Raw genomic sequence first — 12,163 nt, 5'->3', positions numbered from 1 at the left:
AATGTAAAAAATACACTTATTGAGGAAAAACTAATCCAAAAACTAAAATAAAATGAAATTAATAGTTGATAGTGGATCTACTAAAGCCGATTGGATTGCAATTGATGATAATGGAAAAGTATTATTCACCACACAAACATTAGGATTAAATCCTGAAATTCTGGACGGCCCGGAAATTGTAACAAGATTGAATGACCGTTTTGATATTTTACAAAATAAAAAAAATGCAACACATTTGTTCTTTTATGGAGCAGGCTGTGGAACAGACAGAATGAAAGAGTCTCTTAAACAAATCTTTCAGGAGTATTTTACGAACGCTATCGTGGATGTTCAGGAAGATACTTATGCGGCTGTTTATGCTACAACTCCAAAAGGTGAAGAAGCAATTGTATCTATCTTAGGAACTGGGTCAAACTGCAGTTATTTTGATGGAAAAGTACTGCACCAAAAAGTTCAATCATTAGGTTACATTGTAATGGATGATTGCAGCGGAAATGTTTTTGGAAAAGAATTAATCAGAAAATATTATTTTAATAAAATGCCTAAAGAATTGGCAGTTGAACTTGAAAAAGAGTACGACGTTGATCCTGATTTTATTAAAAACAAATTATATAAAGAGCCAAACCCAAATGCTTATCTGGCCACTTTTGCAAAGTTTTTAATTAAACATAAAGACACGGAATTCTGTAGAAAAATCATTTTCAAAGGAATGAAGTCTTTCGTTAAAAACTATATCAAACAGTTTGATAACTGTAAGGAAGTTCCGGTACATTTTGTGGGTTCTATTGCATTTTATTTGAAAGATGAATTACAGGAAACTTTTGATAAATACGAGCTTAAATTAGGAAATGTATTAAGAAGACCTATTGATGGGTTGATTGCGTACCATGTTGCTAATCAATAATTAATTTTATGGAAATAGCTATAATAGCACACGACGGGAAGAAAGCAGATATGGTTCAGTTTTTAAATAAAAACAAGACTTTGCTTATTTTAGAAAAAATTAAACTTATCGCAACAGGAACTACCGGAAGTAAAGCGGTTAATGCTGGTTTTAAAGTACGAAGAATGCTTTCCGGACCAATGGGAGGTGATGCACAAATTGCGGCAAGGGTAGCAGAAGGAAAAACTAAAATGGTTTTCTTTTTTAAAGATCCGCTGGCAAGTCATGCCCATGAAGTCGATATAAATATGTTAATTCGTGTTTGTGATGTTCATAATGTTCCTTTGGCGACAAATGAAGCTTCTGCACAATTACTGCTAAATGCTATCGCATTGCAATTATAGAAATATTTTCTTTTGATATAAAAGTAAAACCGCTGTATTAAATGCCGCGGTTTTTTTATGCAGTAAATTTAAATTTTTTTTACAGATTTGAATTTATTGTTTTGATTACAATTGCTTGATTTTGATGATTTTAATGTGAGAATTATCTTTTTTTATTTAAATTTGGTAATAATTTTATTATAAATTCATGAAAAAAATCATTGAAATAGCGATTATTGCTCATGATAATAAAAAAGCCGATATGGTTCAGTTTTTAATTAAAAACCGAATCATTTTAGAAAATGAGAGAGTGAAACTTGTTGCGACAGGGCTATTAGGGCGAAATGCAGAACATTCAGGTTTTAAAGTAGTTAAATTATTGCCTTGTTCTATGGGAGGTGATGCTCAGATAGCAGCGAGAGTAGCAGAAAGTAAAATTAAGGTAGTAATCTTTTTTAAAGATCCGCTTGCAAGTCATGCACACGGCGTTGATATTAGTATGCTTGTTAGAATTTGCGATGTTCATAATGTGCCGCTGGCAACAAATGAAGCAACGGCACAACTATTAGTAGATGCTATTTCACAGCAATTATAGATATTTCAACATTTACATTTTTTGGCAGGCACGCCACTTGTACCGTTTCACGAGCTGGAGCGGTTTTTTCGTCAAAATAAGAGCCGTAAATGGTGTTTATTGCGCCAAAGTTGTTCATATCCATAATGAAAATAGTAGCTTTTACTACATTTTCAAAAGTCATATCTGCTGCTTCAAGAATGGCAGCGATATTTTCCATTACTTGAGTTGTTTCGTTATTTATATTATCAATAATAAGTTCGCCCGATGCCGGATTTATAGCGATCTGCCCGGAAGCGTAAAGTGTATTGCCTGATAATACTGCCTGATTGTAAGGACCAATAGGAGCTGGAGCCTTTTCTGTAAAGATTATTTTTTTCATAATAAAATTATTTTAAGTCGATAAGTTATCGATTTGAAGTGCTTCGTTTATTCCATTTAATATCACTCAGCATACCAGATTTAATACCAATGAAGAAGTTCCAGTTTGAATTGGTTCCCATAGGCTGCCAGTTAAATGCCATTCTCCAGCTTAATAAATCTCTCTCAAAACGAAATTGCGTAAAGGTAACGCCCTTTTGTACAAAATCGTAACCAGTAGAAATTCCGCCTTTCCATTTTGGCGTAATATCCATATTGGCAGAAATCATAATAGAGTTTCCGCTAATTTTGTTTTCTCTGTTTACGTTTGTATATGTTAAAGAGTATGCCATCGTCATATCCCAAGGTAATTTTGAGCTGAAAAATTCAGTAATTACATTTTCTCCGTCGTCTTTTTCATTTGCAAACTGGCTGTTTCGAGTATCATTTAAGTCGGTATTGGTTCCAAATAAGTCATCACTTCGACCTCCGTTCCGCTGGCTTTGGGTATTTTTTTCTTTCCCGGTTCCTTTATTGGAGAATGAGTAATTCATAGTAAGGTTGGCACTCGTCATTCTAAACAAACTACCGCCGTTGTCTATGTTGTAAACATTCATTACATTTCCCGCATTATCTATTGCATAAGGATTTAAAACGGCTCCAAAGTTAACATTCATTTTATTGTCAAAAAACTGCGTTCCACCACTTACTACCACAGGCTGCCATGCTAAAGTTTCTTTTCCGTTTGCGTTGAAGTTGTAACTTGTACTGAAGTTTAAATTGTTCAGCAGCATTACTTTTTTAGGTTCTGTTTTTGTACTGTCGCTGTCTCTTACTTTTGCTTCAAAAGTGTTGCTTAATGAGAAGCCTACAATATTAGAGTTTTCTCTTCCAGGAGCGCCATAAATACCATTTTCGAACCTTGTATATTCGTCTGTCGAAATTCTTCCTGCAGCATCAACAGTATAATGATCATAATATCTGTCGAAACTTGGTGTGTATGCATACGTTATGCTTGGTCTCATAACGTGACGAATAGCCTGAATTTTTTTATCGGCTCCAAAATTAAATGTACCGTAAATTGTAGTTCCTAAATTGGTGCTGAAATTGTAAGTTCTATAAGAATCGAAACCATTTACAGTTGTATTTGAAACTTCACCTTTGCTTGGGTCATAATTTTTATCAATAGTTTTGGTAACCCAGGTTTCCTGATAATTAGTCGATGCACCTGCACTAAAATATTTAAATATTTTAAAATTGGTACTAATAGGGATGCTGTGCTGCATACCAATCTGAGCATCTCTAAACATTTGAGGTTTGAAAAATAATGAATCGGTTGTTTTAAAATTATTTTTACCAGTTACATTATATTGTAAGTTGATATTTTTAAAGAAACCTTTTTTAATTCCATTTTCTCCAACAAACGGATATATACGATCAATACTTCCTTGGAAATTTGGAAGCGTCATCAAAATTTCTTCCGTTTGCGTATTTTGTTGATGCGTTGCCGAAAGCGATATACGTGATCCCGGAATCGTATTGAAAGTTTTGTTATAGGAAATGGAAGAACTTAATGTATTATTTAAATTCGAACCAATATTGGCCTGATTAATCGATCTCTGAAAGTATTTACTGCTCCCCATGTTTACTGAGGCAGAAAAAGTTGAATTTGGGTTCGATTTAGTGTCTTTTGAATGCGACCACTGAATGTTATAAATGTTTTGTTTTGAGTAATCCGGATAACCTCTTTCGCTGTTTATCAGGTTTTCAAAACGTATGTTGACATTGCCTCGGTATTTGTATCTTTTTGCATAAGCAGATTCAAACCTCATGGCATAACTTCCATTGGTATAATAATCTCCCAAAACAGTCAGGTCATAATTATCACTTAAAGCAAAGTAATATCCTCCATTTTGCAAAGAGAAACCTCTTGTATTTGAATCATTGTAACTTGGAATAATAATTCCCGAAACACTTTTTTCTTTACTCAGCGGGAAAAATCCATAAGGAAGTGCCAGCGGAGTTGGAACATCAGCAATTACCATTTGCGTTAAACCGGCAACAATCTTTTTTCCCGGAACAAATTTAATTCTGCTGGTTTGAAAGTAGTATTCCGGATTATCAATATCTTCTGCAGTTGTAATACGTGCTCCTTTTAAAAAGTAAACAGAATCGTTTTCTTTTTTTGTAATCGCTGCTTTAATGTTTAATTCTCCTTGTTTGGTTCTTGAATTATAAATTAATGCCTTTTTTGTTTTAAAATTAAAACGAATAGAATCTGGCTGTACTTCATTTGAGCCTTGTTTGAAGTTTGGATATTGTACCAAAACGCCCGCAGAATCTTTAATTCTTCCTGCGTAAACTTCATCTTTATCAAGGTTCAAAATAATGATACCAGATTTCAGCTCTACATCTTTATAATATAATTCGGCTTCATTATATAAAGTAAGAGTTTTATTTTTCTTATCGTATTTTGCGTAATCTTTAGCTTTGTATTTTGTAGGGGCATCGAGAAAAGCCTTTTTAGGTTTAATGCTGTCAATTTTTACAGTATCAACAGTAACTGCTGGAGCAACAGGGGCTGCAACAGTAGAAGCATTTGGCTTAACTGATGGTTTATCTGTTTGTTTTACAGCAGGTAAAGATTTTTTTTTGGGTTTTATCTCTTGCGAATATGATTTACCACATCCTATAGTCAGGAAAAATGATATTAAAACGATATTAAATAAGTTTGTATGCAAAGGTTTAAATACTATTTTTGTAAAATTATGGCTTGTTTTTTGACATGTCAAACTTACATATAATTTTTTGGCAAAAATAATCAATTGTAAAAATTATAACAGCTGCATTTTATTAAAATTAACTTTTGAATTTATGAATAGATTACATAAAATTAAAGTAATATTTACTTTTTTTCTAACAATACTGTCTTTTTGTGCTTATAGTCAATCAAATGTTTTTAAAGTAACACTTGATGCCGGACATGGAGATCATGACTTTGGCGCGGTATATAGCGGCCGGATTGAAAAAAATATTGCTTTGGCTATTGTGTTAAAAGTTGGTAAAATTTTAGAAAGTAGTCCAAACGTTAATGTAATTTATACGCGTAAAACCGATGTCTTTATCGACTTGGTCGAAAGAGCTAATATTGCTAACAGAGCCAATTCAAATATTTTTGTTTCTATTCACTGTAATGCCAACAAAAACACCGCCGCAGACGGAACCGAAACTTATGTAATGGGTTTAAGTAAAGTAGCATCGAATCTTGAAGCTGCAAAAAAAGAGAACTCGGTAATTACTTTAGAAAAAGATTATAAGCGCAAGTACGAAGGTTTTGATCCAAATTCGCCGGAATCTATGATTGGAATGACTTTGATGCAGGAAGAATATTTAGATAATAGTATTTCACTTGCCAGTAAAATTGAAGACAACTTTGAAAAACTAGGAAAAAAAATCAGACAGGGAGGTGTAAAGCAAGCCCCGTTTATGGTGCTTCATAAAGCTTATATGCCTAGGGTTTTGGTTGAAACAGGTTTTATTTCTAATCCAACCGAAGGGAATATTTTAAATTCAGAAGAAGGACAGGATGATGTGGCAAAAGCTATTGCGGAAGCAATTTTGAGTTATAAAAGAGAGTATTTTGGTTCTGGAACTTCAGAAGCAATGGAGGCAAAGCCTGTAAAAGATACTTCAACACAGCCCAAAGTGACAGCAGCTCCTGCTAAACCCGTTCAAAAAGGAACTTTTTTTAAAGTACAATTAATAGCAAGTATTAAGAAAACACCTTTGGAACCTAAAAACTTTAAAGGTTTAAAAAATGTGACAATGATATACGAAAACAATATTTATAAATATTTCTATCAGGAAACTTCTAATTATGAAACTGCCAAAAAATATCTGGAAGAAGCTAAGGATAAAGGATATGGCGCCGCCTTTTTGATCGCAAATAGAGATGGAGAAAAAATCAGTATTCAGGACGCAATTAAATAATAGTCACAAGTTCGAATATTTATATTAATTTTGTAACAAACACTAGAATTTTGAAACTAACAAGAGAAATTAAAACGGCTATTTTAGTCATCGCGTCAATTTTACTATTTATTTGGGGCTACAGTTTTTTAAAAGGCAAAGATCTTTTTACAAATTATAAAACATTTTATGTTGAATATGATAATGTTGAAGAACTGGCACAGTCAGCACCAGTTACCATTAACGGTCTTGTTGTTGGTAAAGTAAATAAAATTACTATTAATGAAAATACAGGAAAATTATTAGTTGAACTGCAGCTAAAAACGGATTTTCCTATTTCTAAAACAAGTAAAGCATCTTTGTATTCTGCCAGTTTAATTGGAGGAAAGCAGATTGCTATTATTCCAAATTTAGCAGATAAAGATCTTGCCGAAGACGGACAGACACTTCAGTCAGATGTTAAGTTAGGATTAACAGAGTCTTTGGGAGGCAAAATCGAACCAATTACACAAAAATTGGATAAAATGCTCTTAAATATTGATAATCTGGTTACTGGATTAAACAATGTTTTAGATCAAAAAACACAACAGGATTTAAAGAAAACTTTAGCCGAACTGAGCCAGACAATGGAGCAGTTTCATAGAGCTTCAGGAAGTCTTAATAATATTCTGGATACAAACAAAGGCCAGATAAACGGAGTGGTGACAAACTTTAATAAAATGTCAAGCAATTTCAACAAAATATCAGATTCTTTAAACAAAGCAGATTTAGGAAAAACAGTACGTAACCTAAACCAGACTTTAGCAAAAGTAGATGCTATTATGGCTAATTTAAATTCCGGAAAAGGAACAGCAGGTAAATTATTAAATGATGATGCTCTTTATAATAACCTGTCTAAAACTTCAAAAGAACTTGAATTGTTGCTGCAGGATGTTCGTTTGTACCCAACACGTTACGTAAATGTTTCTCTTTTTGGAAAGAAAAACAAACCTTACGTAGCTCCGGCAGAAGATGCTAATTCAACTGATAAAAAATAATTGTAATGAGTTATTTAGATAATATTTTGTTCGCCATACTTCTTATAGTTGGTTTCGGTTTTTTTGCAGCGAGCGTAAAAAAAATCATCCGAAACATAAACTTGGGAGTAGATGTAAATCGAAAGGATAATTCTAAAGCACGCTGGAAAAACATGGCATTGATTGCGCTTGGGCAGTCAAAAATGGTGAGACGCCCTGTTGCCGGAATACTTCATATTTTTGTTTATGTGGGTTTTATCATTATTAATATCGAATTACTCGAAATTATTATAGATGGGTTATTTGGAACTCATAGAATATTTGCGCCTTACTTAGGTGGGGTTTATGATGTTTTAATTGCTTCATTTGAAATTTTGGCAATACTTGTCATTTTTGCTGTTACCGTTTTCTGGATCAGAAGAAATGTGATTAAGTTAAAGCGTTTTATAAACCCGGATCTAAACGGATTTCCTAAAAGTGATGCCAATTACATTTTGTATTTTGAAACCGTTTTAATGATTTTGTTCTTGTTAATGAATGCTTCTGACTTGCATTTGCAAAATGTACCCGGAGGTTTCTCTCATTTTCATAAAGCTGGAAGTTTTCCAGTAAGCCAGTTTATTGCACCAATGTTTAATGGAATGTCCAACGAATTGGTTATGATTTTATTTGAAGCTTTTTGGTGGCTTCATATTGCAGGTATTTTGGTTTTTATGAACTATCTGTATTTCTCAAAGCATTTACATATTCTGTTAGCTTTCCCAAATACCTATTTTGCTAATTTAAATCCGGAAGGTCAGTTTGATAATCTGGCTTCGGTAACAAAAGAAGTTAAGTTAATGATGGATCCAAATGCTGATCCGTTTGCTGCTGCTCCGGTTGATGAAAATGCTGCTCCAAGCAAATTTGGTGCAAGTGATGTTCAGGATTTAAACTGGGTACAGCTTTTAAACGCTTATACTTGTACAGAATGTGGTCGTTGTACATCTTCTTGTCCAGCGAACCAAACCGGTAAAAAATTGTCTCCACGTAAGATCATGATGGATACAAGAGACCGTCTCCAGGAAGTTGGAAAAAATATTGATGCTAACAAAGGTGTTTTTGTTCCTGATAATAAAACATTATTAAATGATTACATTACGCCGGAAGAATTGTGGGCTTGTACTTCATGTAATGCCTGTGTTGAGGAATGTCCGGTAAATATTAGTCCTTTGTCTATTATTATGGATATGCGTCGTTATTTAGTGATGGAGCAGAGTGCTGCGCCAATGTCATTAAATGCTATGATGACAAATATCGAGAATAATGGTGCTCCATGGCAGTACAGCCAGCAGGACCGATTGAATTGGAAAAACGAAAATTAAGATTTATTGTTTAATCGGTTAGTTGTTTAACCGTTAATCGATTTTAAAATAATTTCGGTTTTTGTTTTTTGTTCTTCACTTATAAAGTGATTAAACAAATGAACGATTAACCGATTTAACAACAGAATAAGATGTCAGAAAGTTTAGTAGTACCAACAATGGCAGAAATGCTGGCCGAAGGAAAACAACCAGAAGTTTTGTTTTGGGTAGGTTGCGCAGGAAGTTTTGATGATAGAGCAAAAAAAATTACTAAGGCATTTGTGCGTATTTTAAATCGTACTAATGTTTCTTTTGCAGTATTGGGTACAGAAGAAAGCTGTACTGGTGATCCTGCAAAAAGAGCTGGAAATGAGTTTTTGTTTCAAATGCAGGCCATGATGAATATTGAGGTTTTGAATGCATATGAGGCAAAAAAAATTGTTACAGCTTGCCCGCATTGTTTTAATACGCTAAAGAATGAATACCCTGAATTGGGAGGTAATTATGAAGTTATTCATCATACGGAATTCCTGAAATCATTAATTGATGACGGAAGACTTACGGTTGAAGGCGGACAGTTTAAAGGAAAAAAAATTACTTTTCATGATCCTTGCTATTTAGGAAGAGCCAATAAAGTTTATGAAGCACCAAGAGATTTAATTCAGAAGTTAGACGTTGAATTAGTCGAAATGAAACGCTCTAAAGCAAACGGATTATGTTGTGGAGCAGGTGGAGCACAAATGTTTAAAGATGCTGAACCTGGAAACAAAGAAGTAAACGTTCTTCGTACAGAAGATGCTTTAGAAGTAAAACCGGATATTATCGCTGCGGGTTGTCCGTTCTGTAATACGATGTTAACAGACGGAATTAAACATGCGCATAAAGAGGGTGAGGTAAAAGTAATGGACGTTGCTGAGTTAATTGCAAACGCACAGGATTTGTAAAAAAAAAGGTGCTAAGGTTCTAAGATACTATGGTGCTGAGTTTTTAGCTGAAACCTGAAACCTGAAACCTGACACTTTCAGCAAATCTAAATCAACAATCTAAAATCTAAAATTAAAAATGTATATACCTTTTGAAAATTTACCGGGTGAATCAAGAGTTTGGATTTACCAGTCGAACAGAAAATTTTCTGAGGAAGAATTTTCTGAAATCGAAACCGATTTAAAAGCTTTTGTAGAAGAATGGGCCGCACACGGAACAAGTCTTGAGGCGTCATTTTTGCTAAAATACAATCGTTTTATAATATTAGCTGTAAATCAGGAAGTACAGGCTGCAACAGGCTGTTCAATTGATAGTTCAGTAGAATTTATTCAAAGTTTAGAAAAGAAGTATAACGTTGATCTATTGGATAAAATGAACGTTACTTTTAAAAATGGCGAACATATCGCACATAAACCATTAATTGATTTCAAGAAAATGGTAAAGGATAAATCAGTTTCTGAGAATACTATTGTTTTTAATAATTTGGTAAACAATATCGAAGAATTCAATGAATCCTGGGAAGTTCCTGCTGCCGACAGCTGGCACAGCAGATTTTTCTAAGAGAAAATTTATTACTATATATAAGGCACGAAATTTAGATTTTGTGCCTTTTTTTTTGTTTAGATACTTCTTGTTCCTCGGAATGACTGATGATGAAGTTCTTATGAAAATAGTAACTTCTAATCTAGCCCCGATGGAAGCGATATCCTTTTGTGCAGGTCCCGAAACTTCGGGGGCGGAGCAAAAGATTTAGCGGACAGCGGGACGGGTGTTTCTTATGAAAATTAATTTTCTGCTTCTTAAAAATAGAATTGAAAAATTATAAGATTGTAAGTTACGATGATTTTTTCTTTGATTTCGCTCAGGAGGGTACAGAGCATAATAATTGAAAATTCTAACAATCTAATAATCTGGCAAATCTAAGATTCACAAAAATCTAACAATTGAAATACTTAATTAAACCTGATTTTTGAGTACTTTCGTAGTTATTAAATTTAATACATGAAAATAGCAATAGTTTGTTATCCAACTTTTGGCGGTAGTGGTGTAGTTGCTACAGAACTAGGCCTTGAATTAGCCAGACGCGGACACGAAATACATTTTATAACTTACAGTCAGCCGGTTAGACTGGCACTTTTGAATCCTAATGTTCATTATCACGAAGTAAACGTTCCTGAATATCCTTTATTCCATTATCAGCCGTACGAATTGGCTTTGTCAAGCAAATTGGTTGATATGGTGAAATTGTATAAAATTGAAGTGCTTCATGTGCATTATGCTATTCCGCATGCTTATGCGGGCTATATGGCAAAGCAAATGCTGAAGAATGAAGGAATTAATCTTCCGATGATTACAACGCTTCACGGAACTGATATTACTCTGGTTGGGAATCATCCGTTTTATAAACCTGCGGTAACGTTTAGTATCAATAAATCAGATTATGTGACTTCTGTGTCACAGAGTTTGAAAGATGATACTTTGAAGTTGTTTAAAATCAAGAATAAAATCAAGGTAATCCCGAATTTTATTGAATTGGATAAAGTCATTAAAGACCCTGGTGCACCTTGCCACCGTTATGTTATGGCAAAGGAAAATGAACGTATTATTACGCACATCAGTAACTTTAGAAAGGTAAAACGTATTCCGGATATTATTAAAATTTTCTATAATATTCAGAAAGAAATGCCTGCAAAATTAATGATGGTGGGTGATGGTCCTGAAAAAGAAAAAGCGGAGGTTTTATGTATGGAACTGGGAATTTACGATAAAGTAATTTTCTTTGGGAACAGCAACGAAATTGATAAGATTTTATGCATGACGGATTTGTTTTTACTTCCATCAGAAACAGAAAGTTTTGGTTTGGCCGCATTAGAAGCCATGGCCTGCGGTGTTCCGGTAATATCAAGTAACTCGGGCGGTTTGCCGGAGGTTAACTTTGATGGTATCTCAGGATATTTGAGTAATGTTGGAAATGTAGATGAAATGGCGGCAAATGCTATTAAAATCTTAAAAGACGATGCGACCTTGAATGAATTCAAAGCAAATGCATTAGAAGTTGCCAGGAAATTTGATATTAAAAATATTCTGCCTAAATATGAAGCTTTGTATCAAAAAGCAATTGACGATTATAAAGAATAGAAACATTAATTTTAAAAATTAAACGTAATGAAAAAAGTAATTTCGGTTTTGGTAATTTTTGTTTTGACTTCTTGTGCAACAAAAAAAGCAACAAGTTCAAATCCTGCCTTGTATGAAGTTCTTACAGAACAGTCTACTGGCGGCGGTAATATTAAATTTTTTGAAATCCTGACAGAGCCTAACGAAATTAAAATGCTTGAAAATGATCCGCTTTTGGCTGATAAAATGAAACAGGCTGATATTAATAATTCGAATTATGTGATTTTGAATATGGGTGAGAAAAACACCAGCGGTTATTCTATAGGTATTGAAAATGTTGAAGAAACAGATAAAAATATCATTATCACTATTAAGGAAAAAGCTCCAGCTCCTGACGCTATGCTGCTTCAGGTGATTTCATATCCCTATACTGTAGTGAAAGTACATTCTAAAAAAGAGATTATTATTAAATAATTACAGTGTAGTTCAAACTTGACACATTTTTTTCAGTTAAGATAAAAAAAAACCTGTCG

The 12,163-nt window shown here is 33.7% G+C and carries 12 protein-coding genes; 10 read left to right on the top strand and 2 right to left on the bottom strand.

Annotation, left to right across the window (positions count from 1 at the left end):
- The first annotated feature begins 52 nt into the window (after positions 1-52).
- The 3 genes from BKM63_RS22210 to BKM63_RS22200 all read left to right on the top strand — a co-directional run bounded on the left by BKM63_RS22210 (position 53) and on the right by BKM63_RS22200 (position 1,861).
- The gene (locus tag BKM63_RS22210) at positions 53-904 is read left to right on the top strand and encodes an N-acetylglucosamine kinase (RefSeq protein ID WP_071638772.1); all 852 of its coding nucleotides are present in this window, start codon (positions 53-55) and stop codon (positions 902-904) included.
- Between the two features lie 8 nt (positions 905-912).
- Positions 913-1,287 (top strand): methylglyoxal synthase, encoded by a 375-nt coding sequence (locus tag BKM63_RS22205; RefSeq protein WP_071638771.1) that lies wholly within the window; start codon positions 913-915, stop codon positions 1,285-1,287.
- A 199-nt stretch (positions 1,288-1,486) separates the two neighbouring features.
- Positions 1,487-1,861 (top strand): methylglyoxal synthase, encoded by a 375-nt coding sequence (locus tag BKM63_RS22200; RefSeq protein WP_071638986.1) that lies wholly within the window; start codon positions 1,487-1,489, stop codon positions 1,859-1,861.
- Here BKM63_RS22200 and BKM63_RS22195 read toward each other — a convergent pair.
- Positions 1,842-2,222, bottom strand: coding sequence for a Rid family detoxifying hydrolase (locus BKM63_RS22195; RefSeq protein WP_071638770.1), 381 nt, complete (start codon positions 2,220-2,222; stop codon positions 1,842-1,844). The two genes, BKM63_RS22200 and BKM63_RS22195, sit on opposite strands and share 20 nt — an antisense overlap.
- A gap of 25 nt (positions 2,223-2,247) precedes the next feature.
- Positions 2,248-5,025, bottom strand: coding sequence for a putative LPS assembly protein LptD (locus tag BKM63_RS22190; protein WP_083572316.1), 2,778 nt, complete (start codon positions 5,023-5,025; stop codon positions 2,248-2,250).
- A 49-nt stretch (positions 5,026-5,074) separates the two neighbouring features.
- Between BKM63_RS22190 and BKM63_RS22185 the strand changes: the two genes are divergently transcribed.
- From BKM63_RS22185 to BKM63_RS22155, 7 genes are all read left to right on the top strand, one after another.
- Positions 5,075-6,190 carry an N-acetylmuramoyl-L-alanine amidase family protein gene (locus BKM63_RS22185; RefSeq protein WP_071638984.1) on the top strand — a complete coding sequence of 372 codons (1,116 nt, stop codon included), beginning with the start codon at positions 5,075-5,077 and terminating at the stop codon, positions 6,188-6,190.
- A 50-nt stretch (positions 6,191-6,240) separates the two neighbouring features.
- Positions 6,241-7,206: an MlaD family protein gene (locus tag BKM63_RS22180; protein WP_071638769.1), complete on the top strand. Its 966-nt coding sequence runs from the start codon at positions 6,241-6,243 to the stop codon at positions 7,204-7,206.
- 5 nt (positions 7,207-7,211) lie between these two features.
- Positions 7,212-8,549 carry a (Fe-S)-binding protein gene (locus BKM63_RS22175; RefSeq protein WP_071638768.1) on the top strand — a complete coding sequence of 446 codons (1,338 nt, stop codon included), beginning with the start codon at positions 7,212-7,214 and terminating at the stop codon, positions 8,547-8,549.
- A gap of 131 nt (positions 8,550-8,680) precedes the next feature.
- The gene (locus tag BKM63_RS22170) at positions 8,681-9,472 is read left to right on the top strand and encodes a (Fe-S)-binding protein (RefSeq protein WP_071638767.1); all 792 of its coding nucleotides are present in this window, start codon (positions 8,681-8,683) and stop codon (positions 9,470-9,472) included.
- Positions 9,473-9,590: 118 nt separating this feature from the next.
- Positions 9,591-10,073, top strand: coding sequence for an ABC transporter ATPase (locus tag BKM63_RS22165; RefSeq protein ID WP_071638766.1), 483 nt, complete (start codon positions 9,591-9,593; stop codon positions 10,071-10,073).
- Between the two features lie 441 nt (positions 10,074-10,514).
- Entirely contained in the window at positions 10,515-11,651 is a 1,137-nt protein-coding gene (gene bshA / locus BKM63_RS22160; protein WP_071638765.1) for an N-acetyl-alpha-D-glucosaminyl L-malate synthase BshA, read from the top strand.
- Positions 11,652-11,678: 27 nt separating this feature from the next.
- Positions 11,679-12,104, top strand: a complete 426-nt coding sequence (locus BKM63_RS22155) for a protease complex subunit PrcB family protein (RefSeq protein WP_071638764.1) — start codon at positions 11,679-11,681, stop codon at positions 12,102-12,104.
- The last annotated feature ends 59 nt before the right edge of the window (positions 12,105-12,163 follow it).

The sequence above is a fragment of the Flavobacterium johnsoniae genome (genome assembly GCF_001879205.1).
Classification (GTDB): domain Bacteria; phylum Bacteroidota; class Bacteroidia; order Flavobacteriales; family Flavobacteriaceae; genus Flavobacterium; species Flavobacterium johnsoniae_A.
This window is presented reverse-complemented; position numbering and strand designations above follow the sequence as displayed.

Bases quoted from the DNA above. Each gene is read 5' to 3' on its own strand.
- BKM63_RS22175 (WP_071638768.1), top strand. From the start codon at position 7,212: ATGAGTTATTTAGATAATATTTTGTTCGCCATACTTCTTATAGTTGGT.
- bshA (WP_071638765.1), top strand. From the start codon at position 10,515: ATGAAAATAGCAATAGTTTGTTATCCAACTTTTGGCGGTAGTGGTGTA.
- BKM63_RS22210 (WP_071638772.1), top strand. From the start codon at position 53: ATGAAATTAATAGTTGATAGTGGATCTACTAAAGCCGATTGGATTGCA.
- BKM63_RS22205 (WP_071638771.1), top strand. From the start codon at position 913: ATGGAAATAGCTATAATAGCACACGACGGGAAGAAAGCAGATATGGTT.
- BKM63_RS22165 (WP_071638766.1), top strand. From the start codon at position 9,591: ATGTATATACCTTTTGAAAATTTACCGGGTGAATCAAGAGTTTGGATT.
- BKM63_RS22185 (WP_071638984.1), top strand. From the start codon at position 5,075: ATGAATAGATTACATAAAATTAAAGTAATATTTACTTTTTTTCTAACA.
- BKM63_RS22170 (WP_071638767.1), top strand. From the start codon at position 8,681: ATGTCAGAAAGTTTAGTAGTACCAACAATGGCAGAAATGCTGGCCGAA.
- BKM63_RS22155 (WP_071638764.1), top strand. From the start codon at position 11,679: ATGAAAAAAGTAATTTCGGTTTTGGTAATTTTTGTTTTGACTTCTTGT.
- BKM63_RS22195 (WP_071638770.1), bottom strand. From the start codon at position 2,222: ATGAAAAAAATAATCTTTACAGAAAAGGCTCCAGCTCCTATTGGTCCT.